This is a genomic window from Methylobacterium sp. C25, from assembly GCF_021352225.1.
Classification (GTDB): domain Bacteria; phylum Pseudomonadota; class Alphaproteobacteria; order Rhizobiales; family Beijerinckiaceae; genus Methylobacterium.
Window position 1 is genome coordinate 522,044 of record NZ_JAAUVI010000003.1, and the last position, 24,921, is coordinate 546,964.

General features: G+C 66.0%; 21 protein-coding genes. 5 read left to right on the plus strand and 16 right to left on the minus strand.

Annotated features, from left to right (window positions below):
- Positions 1–2: 2 nt before the first annotated feature.
- From thrC to coxB, 10 genes are all read right to left on the minus strand, one after another.
- Positions 3–1,415, minus strand: coding sequence for a threonine synthase (gene thrC, locus HCU64_RS12335; RefSeq protein WP_233384203.1), 1,413 nt, complete (start codon positions 1,413–1,415; stop codon positions 3–5).
- Between the two features lie 57 nt (positions 1,416–1,472).
- Positions 1,473–1,889: a DUF4864 domain-containing protein gene (locus HCU64_RS12340; RefSeq protein ID WP_233384204.1), complete on the minus strand. Its 417-nt coding sequence runs from the start codon at positions 1,887–1,889 to the stop codon at positions 1,473–1,475.
- Between the two features lie 98 nt (positions 1,890–1,987).
- Positions 1,988–2,746, minus strand: a complete 759-nt coding sequence (locus tag HCU64_RS12345; RefSeq protein WP_233384205.1) for an SURF1 family protein — start codon at positions 2,744–2,746, stop codon at positions 1,988–1,990.
- Positions 2,743–3,114, minus strand: coding sequence for a DUF983 domain-containing protein (locus HCU64_RS12350; RefSeq protein WP_233384206.1), 372 nt, complete (start codon positions 3,112–3,114; stop codon positions 2,743–2,745). The genes HCU64_RS12345 and HCU64_RS12350 overlap by 4 nt, the downstream gene beginning before the upstream one ends.
- Before the next feature lie 127 nt (positions 3,115–3,241).
- Entirely contained in the window at positions 3,242–4,105 is an 864-nt protein-coding gene (locus tag HCU64_RS12355) for a cytochrome c oxidase subunit 3 (protein ID WP_233384207.1), read from the minus strand.
- 158 nt (positions 4,106–4,263) lie between these two features.
- Positions 4,264–4,854 (minus strand): cytochrome c oxidase assembly protein, encoded by a 591-nt coding sequence (locus tag HCU64_RS12360; RefSeq protein WP_233384209.1) that lies wholly within the window; start codon positions 4,852–4,854, stop codon positions 4,264–4,266.
- Complete coding sequence (locus HCU64_RS12365; RefSeq protein ID WP_233384210.1) at positions 4,851–5,015, minus strand: hypothetical protein; 165 nt, start codon at positions 5,013–5,015, stop codon at positions 4,851–4,853. The genes HCU64_RS12360 and HCU64_RS12365 overlap by 4 nt, the downstream gene beginning before the upstream one ends.
- A 6-nt stretch (positions 5,016–5,021) precedes the next feature.
- Entirely contained in the window at positions 5,022–5,978 is a 957-nt protein-coding gene (locus HCU64_RS12370) for a heme o synthase (RefSeq protein ID WP_233384211.1), read from the minus strand.
- A 169-nt stretch (positions 5,979–6,147) separates the two neighbouring features.
- Positions 6,148–7,773: a cytochrome c oxidase subunit I gene (gene ctaD / locus HCU64_RS12375; protein ID WP_233384212.1), complete on the minus strand. Its 1,626-nt coding sequence runs from the start codon at positions 7,771–7,773 to the stop codon at positions 6,148–6,150.
- 78 nt (positions 7,774–7,851) lie between these two features.
- A complete protein-coding gene (coxB, locus tag HCU64_RS12380) occupies positions 7,852–8,688 on the minus strand; it encodes a cytochrome c oxidase subunit II (RefSeq protein WP_233384213.1) in 837 nt (278 codons plus the stop codon).
- A 284-nt stretch (positions 8,689–8,972) separates the two neighbouring features.
- Here coxB and fdhD point away from each other — a divergent pair, with 284 nt between their 5' ends.
- Positions 8,973–9,833, plus strand: coding sequence for a formate dehydrogenase accessory sulfurtransferase FdhD (gene fdhD / locus HCU64_RS12385; protein WP_233384214.1), 861 nt, complete (start codon positions 8,973–8,975; stop codon positions 9,831–9,833).
- 73 nt (positions 9,834–9,906) lie between these two features.
- Here fdhD and HCU64_RS12390 read toward each other — a convergent pair whose 3' ends face one another.
- A complete protein-coding gene (locus HCU64_RS12390; RefSeq protein ID WP_233384215.1) occupies positions 9,907–11,151 on the minus strand; it encodes a hypothetical protein in 1,245 nt (414 codons plus the stop codon).
- A gap of 633 nt (positions 11,152–11,784) precedes the next feature.
- Between HCU64_RS12390 and gltB the strand changes: the two genes are divergently transcribed.
- The gene (gene gltB / locus HCU64_RS12395) at positions 11,785–16,485 is read left to right on the plus strand and encodes a glutamate synthase large subunit (RefSeq protein ID WP_233384216.1); all 4,701 of its coding nucleotides are present in this window, start codon (positions 11,785–11,787) and stop codon (positions 16,483–16,485) included.
- 94 nt (positions 16,486–16,579) lie between these two features.
- Positions 16,580–18,013: a glutamate synthase subunit beta gene (locus HCU64_RS12400; protein ID WP_233384217.1), complete on the plus strand. Its 1,434-nt coding sequence runs from the start codon at positions 16,580–16,582 to the stop codon at positions 18,011–18,013.
- 55 nt (positions 18,014–18,068) lie between these two features.
- Here the strand turns inward: HCU64_RS12400 and HCU64_RS12405 are convergent, their stop codons facing one another.
- From HCU64_RS12405 to HCU64_RS12415, 3 genes are all read right to left on the minus strand, one after another.
- Positions 18,069–18,275 carry a hypothetical protein gene (locus tag HCU64_RS12405; RefSeq protein ID WP_233384218.1) on the minus strand — a complete coding sequence of 69 codons (207 nt, stop codon included), beginning with the start codon at positions 18,273–18,275 and terminating at the stop codon, positions 18,069–18,071.
- A 280-nt stretch (positions 18,276–18,555) separates the two neighbouring features.
- Positions 18,556–19,923, minus strand: coding sequence for an SGNH/GDSL hydrolase family protein (locus HCU64_RS12410; protein WP_233384220.1), 1,368 nt, complete (start codon positions 19,921–19,923; stop codon positions 18,556–18,558).
- Between the two features lie 168 nt (positions 19,924–20,091).
- A complete protein-coding gene (locus tag HCU64_RS12415; protein ID WP_233384221.1) occupies positions 20,092–20,775 on the minus strand; it encodes a GntR family transcriptional regulator in 684 nt (227 codons plus the stop codon).
- Between the two features lie 359 nt (positions 20,776–21,134).
- Between HCU64_RS12415 and frc the strand changes: the two genes are divergently transcribed.
- Both frc and HCU64_RS12425 read left to right on the plus strand, forming a co-directional pair.
- On the plus strand, positions 21,135–22,415 hold the full coding sequence (gene frc / locus HCU64_RS12420; protein ID WP_233384222.1) for a formyl-CoA transferase: 1,281 nt from the start codon (positions 21,135–21,137) through the stop codon (positions 22,413–22,415).
- 140 nt (positions 22,416–22,555) lie between these two features.
- Positions 22,556–22,741, plus strand: a complete 186-nt coding sequence (locus HCU64_RS12425; RefSeq protein ID WP_233384223.1) for a hypothetical protein — start codon at positions 22,556–22,558, stop codon at positions 22,739–22,741.
- Positions 22,742–22,775: 34 nt separating this feature from the next.
- Here the strand turns inward: HCU64_RS12425 and HCU64_RS12430 are convergent, their stop codons facing one another.
- Both HCU64_RS12430 and HCU64_RS12435 read right to left on the minus strand, forming a co-directional pair.
- Entirely contained in the window at positions 22,776–22,937 is a 162-nt protein-coding gene (locus HCU64_RS12430; RefSeq protein WP_233384224.1) for a hypothetical protein, read from the minus strand.
- 182 nt (positions 22,938–23,119) lie between these two features.
- Positions 23,120–24,892: a zeta toxin family protein gene (locus HCU64_RS12435; RefSeq protein ID WP_233384225.1), complete on the minus strand. Its 1,773-nt coding sequence runs from the start codon at positions 24,890–24,892 to the stop codon at positions 23,120–23,122.
- Positions 24,893–24,921: the final 29 nt, after the last annotated feature.

The following is a 24,921-nucleotide window of genomic DNA, read 5'->3' on the forward strand; positions in this document are numbered from 1 at the left end:
GATCAAGCACCTGCCGTGATGCGGGCGCGCTCGCGGATGTAGCGCTCCACGGCGGCCTGATCATTCGGGAGATTGGCAACCAGCTCCGGCCGGTCGAGGAGATCGGCGAGATGCGGCGGCAGCGCCGGGCGGCCGGCGCCGGTGGCCAACGAGACCGCGTCCGGGAACTTGGCTGGATGCGCCGTGGCGAGCGCCACGACCGGCGTCGCGGAATCCTTCTCGAGCAACTTGCGGCCAGCCCGCACGCCGATCGCACTGTGCGGATCGAGCACCACGCCGGTCTTGCGGTAGGTGCCGGCGATCTCTTCCACCACCTCCGGTTCCGGGACGGCGGTGGCATCGAACTCGTCGCGCACGGTCTGCAGGACGGCCGGATCGAGGCTGAAGCCGCCGGATTGCTTCAGCCCGTCCATCAGCCGGCTGAGTGAGGACGAATCGCGGCCGAGCGCCTCGAAGAGCAGCCGCTCGAAATTCGAGGAGATCTGGATGTCCATCGAGGGCGAGGTGGTCGGCTGTACGCCGCGCAGCTCATAGGAGCCGTGCTCCAGGGTCCGCGCCAAAATGTCGTTAGCGTTGGTGCCGATCATCAGGCGATCGATCGGCAGGCCCATGCGCTTAGCGACCCAGCCAGCGAGGATGTCGCCGAAATTGCCGGTCGGCACCGCGAAGGAGATTGGGCGATGCGGCCCGCCCAGCGCCACGGCGCTGGTGAAGTAATAGACCGCCTGTGCCGCGACGCGCGCCCAGTTGATCGAGTTCACGCCCGAGAGGTGCACGTCACGCGCGAAGTCGCCGTGCTGGAACATCGATTTCACGATGTTCTGGCAGTCGTCGAAGGTGCCGTCGATGGCGAGCGCATGGACGTTCGGCGAGGACACCGTCGTCATCTGGCGGCGCTGCACTTCGGACACGCGGCCGTGCGGATACAGGATGAACACGTCGACCTGATCGAGGCCCTTGAAGGCCTCGACTGCCGCCGAGCCGGTATCGCCCGAGGTCGCGCCGACGATGGTCGCCCGCGAGCCGCGTTTGCGAAGGACATGGTCCATCAGCCGCCCGAGCAGTTGCATCGCCACGTCCTTGAACGCGAGCGTGGGGCCGTGGAAAAGCTCGAGCAGGAAGAGATTGTCGTCGAGCTGGGTCAACGGGCAGATCGCCGGGTGACGGAAGCTCGCATAGGCATCCTCGATCATGCGATCGAGGGCCTTGTCCTCGATCTCGCCGTCGATGAGCGGGCGCAGCACGCGCTTGGCTGCCTCGGCGTAGCGCACGCCGCTCAGGGCCGCGATTTCGGATTTCGCAATCTGAGGCCAGTTTTCCGGCACGTAGAGACCGCCGTCGCGGGCGAGGCCAGCGAGGAGGGCATCGGAAAAGCTCAAGGGCGCAGCGGCGCCGCGGGTCGAGACGTGCAGCAAAGGGGCCTCCGGGAAGGCGCCCGCTCTACACGATCGGAGTTCGGCTGTCGAAGCGGATCAGGCGCTGGTGCCCGGCGCCTTCTTCAAGTGGCAGCCGGTGATGCGCCACTGACCGTCCGCCTGCTTCTGGAGAAGGTAGAGGGCCATCCAGTCGACGCCCTCGTCGTCCTGCAACGTCACCGCCTGCGCAAGCTGATCGCCATCAGCGTCCTCGGTCTTGTCGAAGCTATAGCTGCGCGGGTGCAGGACCGGCTTGTAGCCCTGCTCGACCATGGCGATGAACGTCTCGGGCGACGAGAACATGCTCTGGATCTGCGGGGCGGCCTGGGCATAGGCGGTCGCCGGGTCGTTTTTCTTGAAGGCTTCGAGCTGCCGCTCGATGGTGGCGCGCGCCGCGCTCCGGTCTCCGTCGTCGACGGCCCAGGCGGCCGTGCCCACCATCACCAGTAAGAGACCACCAACGAGACTGCGCATCGTCGCTACCCTCCAAGGCCAGCCGATACAAAGGTATCGCGCCGCCTAAGAAGGACAAGCAGGGGTCATGCCGCAGGGTTGCCGCTGACCCTCCTCCGTCATTCCGCCGGATCGTACAGCCGTCGCCAGGCGAACACCGAAAATACGCCCACGAGGCACGCCGCGATGCCGAACCAGGTGAAGGCGTATTGCAGGTGGTTATTCGGGAGATCGACGCGGAGCTGCCCTCCCCGCGGCCAGCCACCGGGATTGGCCGTTGCGTCGACCTCGATCATGTAGGGCGGCACATCGCCGAGCCCCTTCGCTGCGGCGATGCCGGCGATGTCGCGGTTGAACCACTCGCCGCGGGCCGGATCGGGGGCTGGCACGAACATGGTGCGCGGCTCCGAGGCACGCAGGATCCCGATGACGGTGGTCTCGCCCGCGATCTGGCCGGCTTGTCGGTCCGCGGGGTTCTTCAGCTCGGTCGGGATGAAGCCACGATTGACCAGGATCGTCGGGCCATCGGAGCGGGCGAGGGGCGTGATCACGTAAAAACCCTGGAGGGCGCGGCCGGGCGAATCGCCGGGGGCAAGGCCGTGGACGAGGGTCTCCCTGTCGTTCTGAAAGGTGCCGCTAACACGGACTCGGCGAAATTCGTCGGCCTTCGGATCCCAGGCTCCGGGCGCGGGCAGCGCGCCCGGTGGATCCTCGTGCGAGCGCTCGATGATCCGGGCAATGAGCGCTTCTTTCTCGCCCTTGCGCTCGATCTGCCAGATGCCGAGCCCGATCAGGATCACGAGGCAAACGAGCGAGGCGAGGCCGGGAGCGATCAAGCCGCGCCAGCGGCGATCCGGGGGTGAAGCCGAGGCACTCACGACCGGAAACGTCCCTGCTCGGCCTTGTTGTGGTACTGTAGGGCGGCGAGCATCCCCTTGAGCGGACGCACCAGCGCCAGGCTCAGGCCGATCGAGAGCGATCCGGCGACGACGGCATGGACCCAGATCGGCGGCTCGAAGGTGATCTCCATCCAGAGCGCGAGGCCAACCACCACGACGCCGACGATGGACATCACGAAGAAGGCCGGTCCGTCGGCCGAGTCGAAGGCCGAAAAATCCTGGCCGCAGACCTCGCAAGTCGGCCGGAAGCTCAGGAAGCCGTTGAACATGTGACCCTCGCCGCAGCGCGGGCAGCGGCCTCTGAGGCCTGTCGGGATCGGCGGTGGAGCGTTGCTCGATACGGGCACGGAGGGGACCTTCTTCGGCTCGCCCCTGATATGGGCAACGCCCCGCCTTCGGGCATGAAAAAGGGCGGCTCGCGCCGCCCTTCAGGGTTGTCCGCCGCGCAAGGCGGGGACGGGTCTGCGCGACGCCTCAGCCGTGAGCGGCAGCGTGGCCGAAGCCGGAACCCCACACGTAGATGGCGGCGAAGAGGAACAGCCACACCACATCGACGAAGTGCCAGTACCAAGCGGCGAACTCGAAGCCGAGGTGCTGCTTGACGGTGAAGTCGCCGGCATAGGCGCGCATCAGGCAGATCGCGAGGAAGATCGTACCGATGATGACGTGAGCGCCATGGAAGCCCGTCGCCATGAAGAAGGTCGACGAGTAGATGCTGCCCGAGAAGCCGAAATGCGCGTGGCTGTACTCATAGGCCTGGCACGCGGTAAACAGCACGCCGAGGATGATGGTCAACCAGAGGCCGTATTTGAGGCCCTTGCGATCGTCATGCAGCAGAGCGTGGTGCGCCCAGGTGATTGTGGTGCCCGAGGTCAGCAGGATCAGGGTGTTGAGCAGCGGCAGGTGCCAGGGGTCGAAGGCTTCGATGCCCTTCGGCGGCCAGGTGCCACCCGTGAACTCGACGCGCTGCGTCTGGATCGGGTCGGCCGTGTAGAGCGCGGCCTCGAAATAGGCCCAGAACCACGCGACGAAGAACATCACCTCGGAGGCGATGAACATCATCATGCCGTAGCGGTGATGGAGCTGGACGACGCGGGTGTGATCGCCCGTATTGGCCTCGTGCGCGACGTCCTTCCACCAGGAGAGCATGGTGTAGAGGATGCCGAGGAAGCCGGCGCCGAACATGTACGGGCCGACCGCGAGGCCGCCGAGCGTCAGGCTCTTCATCCAAAAGACCGCGCCGGTCGTGGTGATGAAGCCGGAGAAGGCACCGATCAGCGGCCACGGGCTCGGATTGAGGATGTGGTAGTCGTGATTCTTGGCGTGCGCCTCGGCCATCGAAAAGCTCTCCTCTCCCCGGCCTTCGCCGCCACCGGCTGGCCCCGTTTCACCTTGTCGACGATCGGCTTAGCACCGGCCTTCGAACTTGAAGCTCTATCTTGGGCCTCGGCCCATTGTCACGCTTGCGCGTGGAAGAAAGTCGTCCGCGTCCCCGCTCAGCCGCCCTTCTTGCCGTCGGCCGCCGCCACGGGCGTGCCGTTGCGGGAAGGGAAATAGGTGTAGGACAGGGTCATCTCGCCGAGATCGCCGATATCGGGATCCTTCCGAAGACCCTGGTCGACGTAGAAGACCAGCGGATAATCGGCACTCTCACCCGGCTGCAGCGTGTGCTCGCTGAAGCAGAAGCACTCGACCTTCACGAAATAGCTGCCCATCAGCCCGGGCTGCACGTTGAAGGCCGCGATCCCCGTCGCGGGCTTCGAGCCCGTGTTGGTCACCTTGAAGAACACGGTCTTGGTTTCGCCCGGCACGGCGTCGACGCTCGTCACCTCGGGCTGGAAGCGCCAGGTGAGGGTCGGGGCAACATTGGTGTCGAAGTGGACCCGCAGGGGCTTGGAGGTCGCATCCGCAGAGGCAGTCGGCGCGGCGCCTGTCCGCGGCGTGCCGTCATAGCCCGTCGCCTTGCAGAACATGTTGTAGAGCGGCACCGAGGCGAAGGCGAGCCCGGTCATCCCTGCGACCACACCGGCACAGGCGAGCGCCGTCCAGCGCGCTCCATTCTGCGGAGGCCGGCCCGTGGCGCTCACAGCGGGCGCTCCAGGATCTGGGGGCCGAGCTTGGCGATCGTCAGCACGAAGAACAGGATCACCAGGGCGCCGAGCGTCAGCGCGATGGCGACGGAGCGCTTGCGGCGCGCCTTCTCCTCTTCGGGCGTCAGCGCTCTGACCTGAAACTTCGGTTCCATCATGGCGCGTCAGGCGATGACGGCGCGGAACAGGCCGAAGCCGTGTTCCACCAGAAGCCCCGCGAAGAGCAGGAGCAGGTACAGGATCGAGAAGCCAAACAGGCCCATTGCTGCCCGACGCTCGGCCTCGCCCTCGCGCAGGCGGAAGACCTGCATGGCGCCCGCGAGCATGCCGAGGCCGCCGAAAGCCGCGATCACCGCATAGAGCCAGCCGCCGAAGCCCATGGCGACGGGGACGAGGCCGAGCGGGGCGAGCAGCAGCGTGTACCAGACGATCTGGCGGCGGGTGGAGTCAGGACCGGCCACGTTCGGCATCATCGGGATGCCGGCCTTGGCGTAGTCGCCGCTCTTCACGAGCGCCAGCGCCCAGAAATGCGGCGGCGTCCAGATGAAGATGATCAGAAACAGGACAACGGAGTCGAGGCTGACATGGCCCGTCACCGCGGCCTGCCCGACGATAGGCGGGAGTGCTCCGGCAGCGCCGCCGATGACGATGTTCTGAGCGGTCGCCCGCTTCAGCCACATCGAATAGACGACGGCGTAGAACACGATGGTGAAAGCGAGAAGCCCTGCGGCGAGCCAGTTCGAGGCGAGGCCGAGGATCAGCACAGAACCGACCGAGAGGACCATCCCGAAGGCGAGCGCCTCGTTCGGCAGAATGCGGCCGTCGGGGATCGGACGCTTGGCGGTGCGCGTCATCAGCGCGTCGATGTCGGCATCCCACCACATGTTGAGACAGCCCGACGCGCCAGCGCCCACGGCGATCATCAGCAGCGAGATGGCGGCGATGATCGGGCTGACCTGCGGGTGCGAGATCACCATGCCGACCAGCGCGGTGAAGATGACGAGCACCATCACCCGCGGCTTCAGCAGGGCGAAGAAGTCCGAGACCTCACCGCCGGCCGCGCTGGCGGTCGGATTGAAGGCTTGCGCCTCGCCGGAGAGGCTGTTCGACAGGCTCGACATGAAAACCGCGTTTCGGATCGGTTGAACCAAAGTCCTTTCAGGCTCGCGCGGCCCTCGGGGGCCGAACCGCCCTTTCCGGGATGCCGTCGCCGCGAGGGCCTGGGGCATCCGGGAAAGAGCGAGGACCGCCGCAGCGGTCCTCGCGATGTTTCGTCGTCGTCTGAGCGGCTTAGTGGGCCGGCTCGTCGACGATCTGCGGAAGCGTCTCGTACTGGTGGAAGGGAGGCGGCGACGACAGGGTCCATTCCAGCGTCGTGGCGCCCTCGCCCCACGGATTGTCGGCAGCGCGAGTCTTCGAACGGAAGGCCAGGATGATGCCGATGAAGAACACCACCATGCCGAGCGCGAAGATGTGGCCGCCCCAGGTCGCGACCTTGTGCCAGGGCGCGAAGGCTTCCGGATAGTCCGCGTAGCGGCGCGGCATGCCGGCGAGGCCGAGGAAGTGCATCGGGAAGAACAGGACGTTCGCACCGATGAAGGCCAGCCAGAAGTGCAGCTTACCGGCCCATTCCGGGATGACGTGGCCGGTCATCTTCGGGAACCAGTAGTAGACACCGGCGAAGATGATGAACACGGCGCCGAGCGAGAGCACGTAGTGGAAGTGCGCGACGACGTAGTAGGTGTCGTGCAGGTACTTATCGACTGCCGAGTTCGCGAGCACGACGCCGGTGACGCCGCCGACCGTGAACAGGAAGATGAAGCCGACTGCCCAGTGCATCGCAGCGGTGAAGCGGATCGAACCGCCCCACATCGTCGCGATCCAGGAGAAGATCTTCACGCCAGTCGGGACCGCGATCACCATCGTGGCGAACACGAAGTAGGACTGCGTCTGGAGCGACAGGCCGACCGTGTACATGTGGTGCGCCCACACAACGAAGCCGACGACGCCGATCGCGACCATGGCATAGGCCATCGCGAGGTAGCCGAAGACCGGCTTCTTCGAGAAGGTCGCGATGATGTGCGAGACGATGCCGAAGGCCGGCAGGATCATCACGTACACCTCGGGGTGACCGAAGAACCAGAACAGGTGCTGGTAGAGAACCGGGTCACCACCGCCCTCGGGCGCGAAGAAGGTCGTGCCGAAGTTGCGGTCCGTGAGCAGCATGGTGATCGCGCCGGCGAGCACCGGGAGCGAGAGCAGCAGCAGGAAGGCGGTGACCAGCTCGGCCCAAGCGAAGAGCGGCATCTTGTGCAGCGTCATGCCCGGGGCGCGCATGTTCAGGATCGTGGTGATGAAGTTGATCGCGCCGAGGATCGAGCCGGCACCGGCGAGGTGCAGCGAGAAGATCGCAAAATCGACGGCCGGACCAGGATGGCCAGCAGATGACAGCGGCGGATAGACGGTCCAGCCCGTACCCGCGCCGGCGGCGCCGGGTGCGCCCTCGACGAAGAGCGAGCAGACCAGGCTGCAGAAGCCTGCGACGGTCAGCCAGAACGAGATGTTGTTCATGCGCGGGAACGCCATGTCCGGCGCGCCAATCATCAAGGGCACGAACCAGTTGCCGAAGCCGCCGATCAGTGCCGGCATCACCATGAAGAACACCATGATGAGGCCGTGACCCGTGACGAACACGTTATAGGTCTGCGGATTGGTGAAATACTGGAGCCCCGGCTCCTCCATCTCCATGCGGATGCCGAAGGAAAGGAACGCGCCTACGCAGCCCGCGAAGAACGCGAACAGCAGGTAGAGCGTGCCGATGTCCTTGTGGTTGGTCGACAGGAACCAACGGGCGAAGAAGGACGGCTTGTGATCGTCGTGGGCATCATGCCCGGCATGTGCTGCGGCGGTTGCCATCGGGTCTGACCTTAAATCGGGTATCGTATGATCAGGCGAATGGGATCGGGCGGATGGCCGCCCGTCCCGCGTGCGTCCTTACTTGGCCGAAGCGAGCCGTGAGCCACCGTCGATCGCGGCGTACTTGGTCTTCGCTTCCTTGAGCCAGGCCGCATAGGCCTCATCGCTGACCACCTTCACGACGATCGGCATGTAGGCGTGGCGCATGCCACAGAGCTCCGAGCACTGGCCGTGATAGGTGCCCTCGCGCTCGGCCTTGAACCATGTCTCGTTGAGGCGGCCAGGGATCGCGTCGATCTTGCCGCCGAAGGAGGGCATCGCCCAGGAATGGATCACGTCGGTCGAGGTCACCTGGACCCTCACGACCTTGTTCACCGGGACGACCATCTCGTTGTCGGTCTGGAGGAGCTTGGGCTCCTTATCCTCGTCGATATTGGCGTCGAAGGTGAAGCCGCCATCCTCGCCGACCTTCGGGTACTCGTAGGTCCAGTACCAGGCATGGCCGGTGACCTTCACGGTCACGTCCGAATTCGGCACGATCAGCTGAGTGCGCAGCATGCGGAACGAGGGAATGGCGACGGCGACGAGGATCAGGACCGGGATGATGGTCCAGGCAATCTCGATCGCGGTGTTGTGCGTCGTGCGGGAAGGCGTCGGGTTGGCCTTCTCGTTGAAGCGGACGATGCAGTAGATCAGCAGCCCCAGCACGAAGACCGAGATCACGGCGGCCAGCACGTGGAGCCAGCCCTCGAACGAGGCGAGCTGGGCGGCTTCGGCCGTCACCGGCGTCTGGCGATCCATCTGCCACGGCACCGGCACGCCGGGCTCCGCGAAGGCAGAGGTGGTGGTGACGAGCAGGGCGCCGAGCGCGGCGAATCCCCATTTAGACCGATGTTTCGCCTGCGCCGTCCGCATGTGCCTTCCCTGGCTCCCCGTTATTCTCTTGATTTCGCGACCGCCCGTTCGCAGATAGCGACTGTGCAGTGCGAGGTCCTGTCACGCGGGGAGAGCCCAAGGCGAGGCTATCACTGCGAGATCGTCGGACCGCGACGTAGAACCATACTGATCACAATCACGCAACCGCCAAGAGTGCCGCACGGCCAAGTTCCGCGCATGACTTAAGGCGAACGCTGCATGCCGCCCCAACACTCGTTAGTATTTTGTTGGGTTTTGCGCTCTGGGATGCGAGCCTGACGCCGATGGCAACGACCGAATTGGCCGCCCCCGATTCCGAAGGCTGCGACACAACGTTGCCGGGTACCAGCCTGTGCGTGTCGGTGCTCGTTGTCGCCTATGACGATCCCGAGCCGCGCGCGGACAGCCGGCCGCTCGCGGTCGAGATGCCGGTCAACATCGTCTATGGCAGCGTGCCCTACGCGGTGATGATGACGAGCCCGGCGGATCTCGAGGATTTCGCCTACGGTTTCAGCCTGACCGAGGGCATCGTCGAGGCTGCGGACGAGATCCGCTCGGCCCTCGTCGAGCAGGGTGACGGCGGCTTGCGGCTCCTCGTCGATCTCGCGCCGGGACGTCTGCGCGAACACCTCGCCCGCAAGCGCGCGATCAGCGGCCGGACCGGCTGCGGCGTCTGCGGCATCGACGACCTCGCCGCCCTGCCCCTTGCCTCACCACGCAGTGGCAAGGGCCCGGATGTCGCGATCTCGGCCATCAAGACGGCGCTCGACGGGCTTCACGAGAAACAGAGGCTCAACCGCGAGACGCGCGCGGTTCATGCCGCAGCCTGGGCGCGGCTCGACGGGAGCGTCTTTGCGGTCCGCGAGGATGTCGGTCGCCACAATGCCCTCGACAAGCTGATCGGGGCGCTGATGCGGGCAGGCGAGGATCCGGACCAGGGCTTCCTCATCATCACGAGCCGCTGCTCGTTCGAGATGGCCGAGAAGGCGGCGACCTTCGGCGCCTCCGTCATCGTGGCAATCTCGGCGCCGACTTCGCTGGCGATCGAGCGAGCCCGGCGCCACGACCTGACGCTCTGCGCCATAGCCCGCTCCGACACGTTGACGGTTTTTTCCGGCCGCGAGCGGCTGCTGCTCGGGGCATAGGCCAGACATCTTTCCGGCATTCCCGGACGCCGACGGCGAACCCGGAATGCCGGCGCTGGAACCGGGAGTTCCGTCAGTTGGCCGCTGGCGGTGGCGTGTCGCCGCTCGGTGCAGGGCTGGCACCCGGCACCGTCGACGTCCCACCGATGATGCGGACCTTGCGCTTGGCATCGCCGCTCGGCGGGTCCTGCCACTGCTGATTCGCGGCTTCCTTGGCCTCCGGTTTCGGAGCCTCGGCGGCGGAGGGCACAGCCGTCGACTTGGCTTCGGAAGGCTTGGCTTCGGTCGAGCCTCCCTCGGCCGCTGGCTTGTCGACGACCTGCGGCACGGCGGGGGCCTCGGGAGGCTTCTCCGCTGCCTGGGCCGGTGCCGGAACCTCGGCTGGCTTCTCGGAAACCGGGGGCGCAGCCAGTTTCTCCGCGGGAGCAGGCTCGGCCGGCTTCTCGGCTGCCTTCTCCTCGTGCACAGGCAGCTTCGCGGCCGGCAGCAGCGGCGCGGCTTCGCCCTTCGGCAGGCCGACATCAGCCTTGGCCGGATCGGGCGCATTGGCGACGTCGGGTACCTTCGCGGGCTCGGGCGTTGCGGCGGTATTCGGGGCGGCCTGCTCGGTCGGCGCCACCGGCGGGACCGGCGCCTCCGGAGCCACGCGCGGCGCGGCGGGCTTTGCCGGCGGGGTGAGCTTAGCGGTTTTGCGCTGTGCAGCCTTTTCGGCCTTCCGAGCATCCGATTTGGCGCTCGGGCGGCCATCGGGATTCACGCCGAAGGTGTCGGGATTACCGGCTCCAGGTCGCGCGGCGAGCCTCGGAGCCCGCTCGACCTCGGTGTGCAATGACGGGCGTGGCAGCGGGATGTCCCCCGGCGGCAGCATCGCGTCGGGATCGCGGGAACGGTGGCGTGCGGCAACATCGTCCTCGGTCCAGCCATAGCCAGGGGCAGCCCGTGCTACCCGGTTCGGCGGTGCATCGAGGCGCTGGCGACCGAAGATCGCGCCGTCCCCGGCATCGACATAGAGCCGGACGCGGTTGCCGGCCGGATTCGTCGCATCGACGACATAGGCGCGTCCGTCGAACCGGGGCCGGCCGATTTCGCTGAAGCCGCGATCCTGCAGCCGGTAGACGACGGCGCGTGGCGGAATTGGGGCCATCTCGTCCTCGTAGACCGGCGCCCGGTAGGTCCCGACATAGCCGTAGGCGTACTGGGCGGAGGCCTCGCGTGCGCCCAGGAGCGACAGGACGGTCGCTCCGAGCATCGCGGCGCGAAGGACACGGGTGTGGCGGGAAATCGTGCGGAACGTCCGCGTACGGCGCATGGATGCCATGTGGCTTCTCTTTCGCCCCCTCATCGTTGCTCGTCTCAGCCTCGACCGGCGGCGGATCTTGAAGACCCTGTTGCCTCCGGTCCGATCAGCGGAGCCGTTACTCCGCATTCCCCTCGTGATCGGCAGACTCGCTTCAAGCAGCCGATCGGGGCAGAAATGCGGGACGAAAGTGGCAAGCGGTCTCGGCGCTCGATTCACGATTTGCCAAGGCTGATGCGCAGCCCCGGCCGCGCCCCTTGGCGGAAGCGTGTTTGCCGTTGCGATCGGGCTCTTGCTGGAGTTGATAAAATCTGGCAACGTCACCTTATAGGACAGTGAGACTGTCCTTTTCTCGAACTGCCGAAGGCCGGCAGGAGCGGTTGGCGTGAACGACACGACGTCGAAACGAACCGAGATGCCGATTGCCGACGTGGCGATCTGGGCGAACGCCGGCTGAGCGAGACAGCCGGTGTGGCGCCCGCGGGTTGCGGGCGCCCTTTCGAGATGGTGCCGAGCCGACCCGATCGCGACGACTGAACGATCCCCGACCGCTTCTCTGGCGTTCGGGCACGAAACATGCTCGCATCCTCGCCGGATCCGGCGGGACGATCGGAGAACGGTTTGGACATGAGCGGAATCGCATCCGGAGGGTCGATGCCCCACGTCGCCGCTGAGAGCGAGCGCGCCGTGCCGTCGCGCCACGCGGGGCCGGCCCCGATGATCGTGCGCGACCCGGCAATGCCGAAGGCGCAGGGCCTATACGACCCCGCCCGTGAGCGTGATGCCTGCGGCCTCGGCTTCGTCGCCGACATGCACGACCGCCGCACGCACACCATCGTGCAGCAGGGTCTCAAGATCCTGGAGAACATCGACCATCGCGGCGCGGTCGGCGCTGATCCGACCATGGGCGACGGTTGCGGTATCCTCACCCAGATCCCGCACGATTTCTTCGCGCAGGAATGCGCCGGGCTCGGCTTCGAGCTGCCGCCGGCGGGTCAGTATGCGATCGGCCAGTTCTTCATGCCGAAGAACGATCAGGCGCGCGCCGTTATCGAGGACATCGTCGAGAAGGTGCTCGCCGAGGAAGGCCTGCCCCTGGTGGGCTGGCGCGACGTGCCGGTGGATTCCGAAGATCTCGGCCATGCGGTGAAGGAGACCGAGCCGCATCATCGGCAGCTCTTCATCGGAATGCCCGCCTCGACGAGCGACCAGGACGCCTTCGAACGGCGCGTCTACATCGCTCGCAAGGTGATCTCGAACAAGGTCTACGCCCTCGACGATCAGCGGGTGAAGGAGTTCTACCCGGTTTCCGTCTCGAGCCGGACCATCACCTACAAGGGCATGGTGCTGGTGCACCAGCTCGGCCACTACTACCTCGACCTGAAGGACGAGCGCTTCATCTCGGCGATCGCCCTCGTGCACCAGCGCTTCGCCACCAACACCTTCCCGACCTGGCGCCTGTCGCACCCCTACCGGATGGTCGCGCATAACGGCGAGATCAACACGCTGCGCGGCAACGTCAACTGGATGAAGGCGCGCCAGGCGAGCGTCGATTCCGAGCTGTTCGGTAACGACATCTCGAAGCTCTGGCCGATCTCCTACGAGGGCCAGTCCGACACCGCCTGCTTCGACAATGCCCTCGAGTTCCTCATTCAGGGTGGCTATTCGCTCAGCCACGCGATGATGATGCTCATCCCGGAGGCCTGGGCGGGCAACCCGCTCATGAACGACGAGCGCCGCGCCTTCTACGAATATCATGCCGCGCTGATGGAGCCGTGGGACGGCCCTGCCGCCGTGGCCTTCACCGATGGCCGCCAGATCGGCGCCACTCTCGACCGTAACGGCCTGCGCCCCGCTCGCTACATCGTCACCGATGACGGGCTCGTGGTGCTCGCCTCGGAGATGGGCGTGCTGCCGATCCCGGACGAGAAGATCGTCCAGTCCTGGCGCCTGCAGCCGGGCCGCATGCTGCTGATCGACCTCCAGAAGGGCCGCATCGTCTCCGACGAGGAGCTCAAGAAGGAGCTCGCCGCAGCGCATCCCTATGCCGAATGGGTCAAGAACACCCAGATCGTGCTAGAGGACCTGCACCCGATCCAGCCGCGCGCCTCGCGCACCGACGTGTCGCTGCTCGATCGCCAGCAGGCGTTCGGCTACACTCAGGAAGACCTCAAGCTGCTGATGGCGCCCATGGCCGTGACCGGCCAGGAGGCCGTGGGCTCGATGGGCTCCGATACGCCGCTGGCGCCGCTCTCGGACAAGTCGAAGCCGCTTTACTCCTACTTCAAGCAGAACTTCGCGCAGGTCACCAACCCGCCGATCGACCCGATCCGCGAAGAGGCCGTGATGAGCCTCGTCTCGTTCATCGGGCCGCGTCCGAACCTGCTCGACATGGAGGGTGCCTCGCGTCGCAAGCGGCTGGAGGTGCGCCAGCCGATCCTGACGAACGGCGACCTCGAGAAGATCCGCTCGATCTCGCATTTCGAGGACCGCTTCGACACCAAGACGCTCGACATCACCTTCCCCGCCGAGACCGGCGCGGAAGCGATGGACGGCGCCCTCAACCGGCTCTGCGACCGGGCCGAGGTCGCGGTGCGTGGCGGCTACAACATCATCATCCTGTCGGACCGCGCGGTCGGACCGGATCGCATCCCGATCCCGGCGCTGCTCGCCACCGCCGCCGTGCACAACTACCTGATCCGCAAGGGGCTTCGCACCTCAGTCGGCCTCGTCGTCGAGTCCGGCGAGCCGCGCGAGATCCATCATTTCGCGTGCCTGGCCGGCTACGGCGCGGAGGCGATCAACCCGTATCTCGCCTTCGAGACGCTGATCGAGATGAAGGACGAGTTCCCTCCGGACGTCACCAACGACGAGATCGTCTACCGCTACATCAAGTCGATCGATAAGGGGCTGCTCAAGGTGATGTCCAAGATGGGCATCTCGACCTACCAGTCCTATTGTGGCGCGCAGATCTTCGATGCGATCGGCCTGAATTCCGAATTCGTCGCCCGCGACTTCTTCGGGACCGCGACCACGATCGAGGGCATCGGCATGGCCGAGGTCGCCCAGGAGACCGCGCTCCGTCACCGTGATGCCTTCGGCGACGCTCCGATCTACCGCAACGCGCTCGATGTCGGCGGCGAATACGCCTACCGCCTGCGCGGTGAGACCCATACCTGGACACCCGACACCGTCGCGACGCTGCAGCATGCGGTGCGTCTGGGCGCGGCCGAGCGCTACCGCGAATATGCGCGGCTGGTGAACGAGCAGGAGAACCACCTCAAGACCCTGCGTGGCCTGTTCGTCGTCAAGACCGCCGCCGATCTCGGCCGCGAGCCCGTCGCCCTCGATCAGGTCGAGCCGGCCTCCGAGATCGTGAAGCGCTTCGCCACCGGTGCGATGTCGTACGGCTCGATCTCGAAGGAGGCGCACGAGACCCTCGCCATCGCCATGAACTCGTTCGGCGGCCGCTCGAATTCGGGCGAAGGCGGCGAGGAGCCGCGCCGCTTCGTCACCGGGCCGGACGGCCGCTCGCGGCGCTCGTCGATCAAGCAGGTCGCTTCGGGCCGCTTCGGCGTGACCACCGAGTACCTCGTCAACTCGGACATGATGCAGATCAAGGTGGCGCAGGGTGCCAAGCCCGGCGAAGGCGGCCAGCTGCCCGGCCACAAGGTCGACGCCAAGATCGCGAAGGTCCGCTACGCTACCCCGGGCGTCGGCCTGATCTCGCCGCCGCCGCATCACGACATCTACTCGATCGAGGATCTCGCCCAGCTGATCTTCGACCTGAAGAACGTCAATCCGGCGGCCGACGTCTCCGTGAAGCTCGTCTCCGAGGTCGGCGTTGGCACGGTCGCGGCCGGCGTCGCCAAGGCGCGCGCTGACCACATCACCATCTCTGGCTTCGACGGCGGCACCGGCGCGGCGCCGCTGACCTCGCTCAAGCATGCCGGCGGCCCCTGGGAAACCGGTCTCGCCGAGACTCAGCAGACGCTCGTCCTGAACAACCTGCGCGGCCGCGTCGCCCTGCAGGCCGATGGCGGCATCCGCACCGGCAAGGACGTCCTGATCGCCGTGCTGCTCGGGGCCGATCAGATCGGCTTCTCGACCGCGCCGCTGATCGCGGCCGGCTGCATCATGATGCGCAAGTGCCATCTCAACACCTGCCCCGTCGGGGTCGCAACGCAGGACCCGGTTCTGCGCAAGCGGTTCAAGGGCACGCCCGAGCACGTCATCAATTACTTCTTCTTCGTCGCCGAAGAGGTGCGCGAGTTGATGGCCGCGATGGGCTTCACGAAGGTCGAGGACCTGATCGGCCGCTCCGATCTCCTCGACAAGCGTGAGGCCATCGAACACTGGAAGGCCCGCGGCCTCGATTTCAGCAAGCTGTTCCACCGGCCCGAGGTCGGCGAGAACGTCGCGATCCGCTGGGTCGACCGTCAGCACCATCCGATCGACTCGGTGCTCGACCGCCGCCTGATCGAGGGCGCCAAGAGCGCCATCGAGACCGGCGAGCCGGTGGTCTTGACCGACGTCATCAAGAACTCCGACCGTGCCGCAGGCGCGATGCTCTCGGGCGCCGTTGCCAAGGCGCATGGCCATGAGGGCCTGCCCGACGACACCATCGTGGTGAAGCTCACCGGCACCTCCGGCCAGAGCTTCGGCGCGTGGCTCGCCGCGGGCGTGACCATCGAACTGACCGGCCATGGCAACGACTACATCGGCAAGGGCCTGTCGGGCGGCAAGCTGATCATCCGTCCAAGCGAGGGGCTGAAGTCTCCCGGCGAGCGGACGATCATGGCCGGCAACACGGTGCTCTACGGAGCCATCGCCGGCGAGTGCTACATCCGCGGCTCCGCAGGCGAGCGTTTCGCGGTCCGCAACTCGGGCGCGATCACCGTGGTCGAGGGCATGGGCGACCATGGCTGCGAGTACATGACCGGCGGCGTTGTCGTGTCGATCGGCGAGACTGGGCGCAACTTCGCGGCCGGCATGTCGGGTGGCATCGCCTACGTGCTCGACGAGGATGGCTCGTTCACCGCGCGTTGCAATCTCTCGATGGTCGATCTCGAGCCCGTGGAGGAGGAGGACGACATCATGCGTCGCTTCCACCAGGACGGCGATCTCGAGACCAAGGGCCGCGTCGATCTTCTCGGCGACATGTCGGGCCATGATGAGGAGCGTCTGAGCCAGCTCCTCACCAACCACTTCAAGTATACCGGTTCGCCGAAGGCCAAGGCGATCCTCGACAGCTGGTCGGAGTATCGGACCAAGTTCGTCAAGGTCATGCCGGTCGAGTACCGCCGGGCGCTCCGCGAGATGGAAGCTGCCCGGATGCCGATCGCGGCGGAGTGAGATCATCTGCGCTGCCGGACCATCCGGCAGCGTTGGCTACGAAACGGACGCGGCAAGCCGCGCCATGGGCGCGCGTTCCGCGAAGGGCTGATCGATGGGTAAGATCACGGGTTTCCTCGAATTCGACCGGCAGGAGCAGAAGTATCAGCTCGCCGCCGACCGCGTTCGCCATTTCCGCGAATTCACGCTGCCGCTCGACGAGCACGACCTCGCCAAGCAGGCCGCACGCTGCATGGATTGCGGCATCCCGTTCTGCCACGGCCCGACCGGCTGCCCGGTGCACAACCAGATCCCGGACTGGAACGACCTCGTGTTCCAGTCGGACTGGGAGGAAGCTGCGCGCAACCTCCACTCCACCAACAACTTTCCGGAGTTCACCGGTCGCGTCTGCCCCGCGCCCTGCGAGGAGGCCTGCACGCTGAACCTCGAGAATCAGCCGGTGGCTATCAAGACCATCGAGCAGGCCATCGCGGACCGCGCCTGGAACATGGGCTGGATCAAGCCCGAACCGTCCGCCACCAAGACCGGCAAGCGCGTCGCCGTGATCGGATCGGGACCGGCGGGTATGGCAGCGGCCCAACAGCTCGCCCGCGTCGGCCACGACGTCCACGTTTTCGAGCGCGAGCCGAAGGCCGGCGGCTTGCTCCGCTACGGCATCCCTGACTTCAAGATGGAGAAGCGCCATATCGACCGGCGCGTGAAGCAGATGGAGGCCGAGGGCGTCCAGTTTCACTACAAGGTCAATGTCGGCGTCGATAAGACCGTTGACGAGTTGGAGGCCGAATTCGACGCCGTGCTCTTCGCCGGCGGCGCCGAGGAGCCGCGCAACCCGCAACTGCCGGGACAGGAACTCGACGGCGTCCACTACGCCATGCCCTACCTCGTACAGTCGAACCGTCGCGTCGGCGCCGAGCCGATGCCCGGCAACGGCGAGCTTCCGATCATCGCCGCAAGCAAGAACGTCGTCGTCATCGGCGGCGGTGACACGGCGTCGGACTGCGTCGGCACGGCCTTCCGCCAGGGTGCGCTCTCGGTGACGCAGCTCGACATCCGGCCGCGTCCGCCCGAGCGCGAGGACAAGCTGACGGTATGGCCCTATTGGCCGACCAAGATGCGCACTTCCTCGAGCCAGGCCGAGGGCGCCGAGCGCGAGTTCCAGGCGGCGACACTCGGTCTCGAAGGCGACCGCAAGGGCCGGCTGACCGGCGTCCTCTGCGCGCGCGTCGACGAGAAGCGCCAGCCTATCGCTGGCACCGAGTTCACTCTGCCGGCCGATCTCGTCTTCATGGCGATTGGCTTCGCAAGCCCCCTGCACAAGGGCCTGGTCGAAGAGTCCGGCGTGACACTCGACAAGCGTGGCAATGTGCTCGCCAACGAGGACGACTACCGCACGTCACGCGAAAAAGTTTACGCGGCCGGCGATATGCGGCGCGGCCAGTCTCTCGTCGTCTGGGCGATCCGCGAAGGCCGTCAGGCAGCCCGCTCGATCGACGAGATGCTGATGGGCGAGAGCATCCTGCCGCGCTGAGTCGACTGAGCGAGCTTACCGGAGCAGGTCCAGGCGTCGCGTACGCCGCGATCGGTCAGCCGGGCTTCCGGCCGCCGGCCTGATTGCGGGTGCCCGCAGTCCGGACTTGACCTACGCGCCCTCCACGGAAGCGATCGGCTGCGCGAAAAAAGGCGGCGAAGTTCGCCGCCTCATCCTCGCAGAGTCCGCCCAACAGGATCGTGCGGCCGCTATAGACCGCTTGGCCGCCGCGCTGATCTTCGCGAATGCTGATCTTCGGCATGCCAGCGCTCCCGCACTTCGCGTGAATATTTCACTGATTCGGGCCCAACATTCGCAGTGCCGGGTTTTGGGGTAAAGCTGCAACTTTAGGCAGCTTACCCCGCCGTTAAGACTTCACGCGAATGTTGAGGCAAATGCGTCGCGCAATCGGCTCTAGCGGCATGGCTGCCGCTGACATCGGCTCGGCAATGAGAGCTGCTCTTGGCCCGAACCTCGCTGGTGACCGCCTTAGAGCCAGACGCATTTCGCCCGTCCCGAGGAGGGGCGTCGGAAAGCCGATGCTATCCTGGCGGCCACTTGAAGTCGTCGGCGCGGCCAGGCTGCGGCATCGGGGCGGTTCCACGCTGGAGCGTGCGCTCGACGGTGCCGGCGGCGTCTCCCTCGCGGGGGCGGCCCGTGGCGAGCGCGCCGCCAGGCGAGATCTCGGCGCGGCCGAGTGGGATGACAGGGCCGGCAGCCGGTTTCACCGGCAGGCTCGGGATACCGGGTGGCTCGGGCAAGCTCGGTAGCATCGCCGTGATCTTGCGATCGATTGCCGAGCTGTCGTCGAGGCTCGGACCAGCATCTGCGGGCAAGCCTGAGGGCACCGTCGCGACGGTCGGCTGCTCCGGTTGCAGCGTACCGTTCGCCCCCATCAGACGCTTCAGTTCAATGTCGGCGAAATGCGCGGCCTTGCGTGCGCCGGGGAAGGTGAAGTGGATGCCGTCCGCCGTGCGCAACGTGGCGCGCTGGCCGTCGAGGTCAGGGCCGGTCGCGGTGTAGCGGTTGCGGTCGTCGACGAAGCCCGGCCAGATGTCGACATAGGTCTGCCCGGCTTTCTGGACGCGCTCGCGCGCGATGTCGTTGATCGTGGCGAGATCCTTGGTCAGCATCTCGAAACGCACGGGAGGCACACCGACCCAGACCAGCGGAATCTTGTGGTCGGTGAATACCTTGATCACCGCGTCGATCCGCGCAGCGTAGACCTCGCGCCATTTGTCGGTGAGCGGCTCGAAGCTGTCTCCGCCCTCGCGGATCGCCTGGCGGTCGTTCACGCCAACCATGAAAAGGGCATAGGCGACCTTCGGGTTGGTCTTGAGGTAGTCCTCGACGGCCTTCGGCCAATCGACCACATCCTTGCGCACGATTCCGCTATCGCCACGCGAGCGATCGACCACCGCGACGTCCGCATTTTCGCGGAAGGCGTCATCGAGCCCCTTGGCGAGATAGGAGGCGAGCGAGTCGCCGAACACGGCGACCTGGACGTTTGGCGAGATCTTGGTGGGGGCCGGCGGCGCCTGCCGAGCGACGCTCGGTGCGGCTGCCGGCGTACGTCGCCGGACGGTCTGCCCCTCTTGCCCGCCGCGTGATCCGATCGACGGCGCGCGCGGGTGAGAGGGCCGAACATAGGTCCGCGGAGGCCGCTGCGGCTGCGGCTGCACCTGCTGCTGGGGACGCTCCTCCCAAGGCCAGTAGAACTGGCGAGGCGCCTCTTGCTGCGGGGCGTAGCGGCGATCCTCGCGGGCGGCGCGACGGCGCGGGGCGTAGTAGGAATCGCGCGGCACATCGTAACTGTCGCCCCACTGCGCCCTCGCCTCCTGCAAAGGCGTCAGGCATGCGGCCAGCGCGAAAAGCGCGAGTACGGCGATCTGTTTCGGCGCGAAGGCCATCGGGCTCCTGAATGCCGGCCGCCGGGGCAAGGACGGCTCGTCCCGGCACAGGGCGCGATCATAGCGGGGAACCGCGACGTGTCGAATGCCGGGCGGAACGTCTTTCGAGATCGAGCCGAGGTGTCGTTCCGGGCTCCGGAGCGAGATCAGTTCAGCTCCGGAGCGAGATCAGTTCAGGTGGTGACCGTAGCGCTCGACATGGACGGCGAGGCCGAGACCATGGTCACGCACGAGGCGTTCGGCGAGGTCTGCGTTGCGCGCCTCCAGCGCCTCGATGATGTGGACATGCTCGGCGATGGAGGTCGAGGCGCGGTCGCCCTCGCGCAGGGCAATGTTGCGCACGCCCTTCACGTGCATCAGCAGGTTGCTGCACAGGTCCTGGATCACCTCGCAATGGCCGAGGGAGATGATCTTCTGGTGGAAGCGGATGTTGGCCTCCGAATACTCGGCCAGATGGTCTGCCGGCTTCCCCTCGAAAAACTCGGGAAACATCTTGCGCATGCACTGGAGGTCTTCGTCCGAGGCGCGCGTGCAGGCGAGCCGCGCCGCCATGCTCTCCAGGGCCGCCCAGGCCTGGATCATCCCGACGATCTCGCGCTTTGTCTTCTTGACGACGAAGACCCCGCGCCGCGGCTCGTTGCGCACGAAGCCTTCCTGCTCCAGCACGGTCAGCGCTTCGCGGATCGGTGTCCGGCTAACGCCAAGCGTCTGTGACAGGCCACGCTCGTCCAGACGGATATCGCCGCTCTGGCCGTAGATATCCATATTGGTGATGGCCGACTTCAACGCTTCGTAGGCCAGAGTCCGCAGACTCGTCGCCGGAACGAGCGGCTTGATCGTGAAGTTCTGCATGGCGTCAGTATCGGTCTGGTACTGGCTACGGATCGGTGATGTCGACGTCGTTTCCCGGCGCGGACCTTGGCGATTCGGCTTGGGAAACACAAGACGCGCGTCAAGCATAGCCGGGTATAGCCTCGTTCTGGCTCGACGCCGCGGATTGGCGCAACGCCGGGTTTCAGCCGGCAAAATTGACCGCTGGTATTTGGTATGCCAATATTGCGCCGTCGTCAAAAGCGAATCCATCGCCCCGCGCCGCGCCTGTCGAGACGCAGGCCGTTAGGGCTCCCCGCTTCCGGGCGGCGCATGGCTCGGCACGGGATCGCTGAAATCCCGGCCGGAGAATCGTAGAAGTATCTCCCTGGGAGGAGAGGATGACGAGCACGCCACTCCACGGAGTGAGGATCTTGGACTTTACGCACGTCCAGTCCGGTCCGACCTGTACGCAGCTTCTCGCCTGGTTCGGCGCCGACGTCATCAAGATCGAGCGGCCGGGCACGGGCGACGCCACGCGCCAGCAGCTTCAGGATCTTCCGGGCGTGGACAGCCTCTATTTCACGATGCTGAACCACAACAAGCGCTCGATCACGATCGACGCGAAGAACGCTCACGGCAAAGAGGTGCTTTGGCGGCTCATCCGGGAATGCGATGTGCTCGTCGAGAACTTCGCCCCCGGCGCGCTCGACCGCATGGGCTTCACCTGGGAGAAGCTTCAGCAAGCCAATCCAGGCCTGATCCTCGCCTCGGTGAAGGGTTTTGGACCGGGCCGCTACCAGGATTGCAAGGTCTACGAGAACGTCGCGCAATGCGCGGGCGGCGCCGCCTCGACCACCGGTTGGCGCGACGGCGTGCCGATGGTGACCGGTGCCCAGATCGGCGATTCTGGCACCGGTCTGCATTTGGCACTCGGCATCGTCACAGCGCTCTACCACCGCACCCAGACTGGCCAGGGCCAGCGCGTGGACTGCTCCATGCAGGACGGCGTGCTCAATCTCTGCCGTGTGAAGCTGCGCGACCAGCAGCGCCTCGAACAGGGGCCGCTCAAGGAATACAGCCAGTTCGGCGAGGGCGTGGAGTTCGGCGAGTCCGTACCGCGTGCCGGCAACGATTCAGGCGGGGGCCAGCCTGGCCGCATCCTGAAGTGCAAGGGCTGGGAACAGGATCCGAACGCCTACATCTACTTCATCACGCAAGGAGCGGTGTGGGACCCGATCTGCGACATCATCGGTGAGCCCGGCTGGAAGACCGATCCGGACTACATGACGCCGAAAGCGCGCCTGCCGCACTTGAACGAGATCTTCACGCGCATCGAGGCGTGGACGATGAAGCACGACAAGTTCGAGGCGATGGACATCCTCAACGAGTACGACATCCCTTGCGGGCCAATCCTCTCGATGAAGGAGATTGCCGAGGATGAGGCTTTGCGTGCCAGCGGCACGGTCGTCGAGGTCGAGCATCCGGCCCGAGGCAGCTATCTGACCGTCGGCAATCCGATCAAGCTCTCGGCGAACCCGGTGGAGATCAAGCGCTCCCCCCTACTCGGCGAGCATACCGACGAGATCCTGCGCGAGGTGTTGGGCTGCTCAGCCGTCGAGGTCGACCAGATCCTCGGATCGGGCGCAACGGGACCGGTTCAGCGAGCTGCAGCCGAATAATAGCGCAACCAGTCAACGAACTGGCTGCACAATATTGACAATCCCAGCGCTGGCATGCCATATACCAGAATGCCGCATCGGCGCCGACGGTGAGACCGTCGCGCAGCTCGGGCTACTTGGGCAACCATCAGGGGACGGCGATGATCGACTTCGCTCTCGACGAACCGCTGGCCCTACTGGCCGAGGCCTTCGGGCATGAGCCGGATAGCGTGAGCTTGCTCGCTCCAAACGGAGAAATCGCCGCACCGATGATGGTGCCGAACGCGGCCGTCATCCCCGTCGCGGCGCTCGGCGAAATCGGCGTCTCCGCCACCCACGCAGACTAGCTGCCCGGCAGCCGCCATAGGCGGCTGGTGTGCTTTAGGCGGCGAGCTGCGCGTAGCGGCCAGCGCCCTGCAGATTGCCGTTGCGGCCGTCCTGGCTGGTCGCGGCGTCGGCGGTCAGCTTGTCGGCGACCTTGACCACCAGCAGCGCCTGGAGAGCAAACAGAAGAACGAGAGCGAAGAGTGCGGTGCCGAGCATGGTAGCCTCTCTGGGGACAATGTTGCGTTGCGACAGAGATAGACCCAGCGTTTTTGGATATGAAGTACAAAATACCAGATACCGTTATGCGCATAACGCATGACGTAGCACTTTTATGCAGATTTTAATCCTTTTTTGAGCCAGCCTGGCTGAACCATGCATTGCAGTGCAACATAACCCCGTCACGAGGCGTCGCCACCCCACAGGCCAAGTGTCGAGGTTTCGGAACAGCGCAGGGTCTCTTCGATCGGCGGCACATCCGGCCAACCCGGATCGAGCCCGGCGGCCAACAGGGCGGCGCGCATTTCATCGTCCTCGCAGACCCGGTCGAGGATGACCCGATCGAGCCCGATCAGCCGCTTGTGCTCAAAACGGGCGAAGACGCGTCCCGTCCGCTGCTCCGCAAAACGCACGCTCGATAGGCGCGCAAGGCATTCACGCAGAAAGCCGGCGTTGCGCTCCGGCGCGAGGTCGGCGCCATCGTAAACCTCATCGGGCGAACGGGCGTGAATGTTGATCCGCCGGAATCGATCGACGTCGAGCAGTCGGCGGGGATCGAGAATGGTGATGGCACCATTGCTGCCGAAGGCGATCGTGCGCGGTGTCTCGCCCAGGGCCACGGTGTTGTCGAGGAACTCGAACACCACCGCCTTGTCGGTTCGCAGTGCCCAGAGGAAGAATAGGCGCGGCATGCCGGCAAAGGCCTCAACGTTGTGCGCGAGCAGGTCCTCGACCGCCTTGTAGCGGCCGAACTGCTCACCACGCTTCCAGGCGCGCTCCACGGTCGCCTCGGGCGGCGTCACCATGAATTGCAGGTAGATGCGGTGGCCGAAGCGGGTCAGGAGCTGGCTGGTCCCGTCGCCGCGGGAATCGGCGGAGAAACTGTCGAAGCGGAAGCGATCGATCAGCAGGTGTGAGATGCGCCCCTCGGCCGCCTTCCGCGTCATGTAACGGTCGAGCTTGGAATCGACGACCTCAACCTCGTGGCCTGTCAGCGGGCCGGCATAACGCCGCGCCGGACCGAGACTGTCATAGTCGAGCAGAAACTTGCGCCAGACGTCGGGTGTGATCACGGCAAAGTCGGACCAGTCGGTGCCGTTCCGCTCGGCGAGGCCACGCTGGTACGGACGAATCGTGCTCTTGCCGGAGGCCGAGGCCCCCTTGACGTTCATCACCACGGGATGGCTCTGGGCACCGACACGACGGTAGCCCTCGCGGGCGACGATCTCAGCGATCCACGGGTCGATCGTCTCGCCGATCCGCCGGCTGCCATGGGCGTTCGAGACCAGAATGGCGGCAAGCTTGGCCAGCAACGCCCTGTCGCGGATCAGAAAGCCCTGACGGCCTATCAGCCCGGCGGCGACGCAGCGCAACGCCTCGCGAACCTCCTGCTCGAGGCTGCCCACCGGGCCCGCCGGCTCGTTGAGCCGGCGGCAGGCGCGCGTCTGCCAATCCTCGACAGGTTTCGATGCTTCTCGTCGTTGAAATGGCCACAGGCCCCGGCTGCGGGCCGGGACGGCCACAGGCTCGTCGAGGAGGACGGCGATCTCGCGCTCGATGAGAGCAGCCGCTTCGGCGCGAACGTTGTGCAAGGTCTCGGCGACCTGCGGCATGCGGTCCCCGATCCCGTCACGCAGGATCGTCGTCACGATGCGCCGGAAATTGACGCCGAGATCCGCGTACACTGCGCCGAGCGGCACCGAGAGATCGGCCATCACGCGGATCAGCACCGCATGGACGACTAGGCGCTCGGGGCGGAACAGGGCCAGTTGGGTGGCCTGGAGTCCACTGAAGTCGCTGAGCTCCTGGATCTCCGCGTAGGAGTTCTCGATGTTCTCGGCGCGGAAGATCGTGGCGAGCGGCCGGACATGGCGCGGCAGTCCGGAGACGATGCCCGGGTTCCAAGCGTGGAACCCTGCATCCTCGTCCTCAAAGTCAGGGTCGGGCGCCGGCATCGTCGTACCAGCTCCCAGGCCCCGACCGG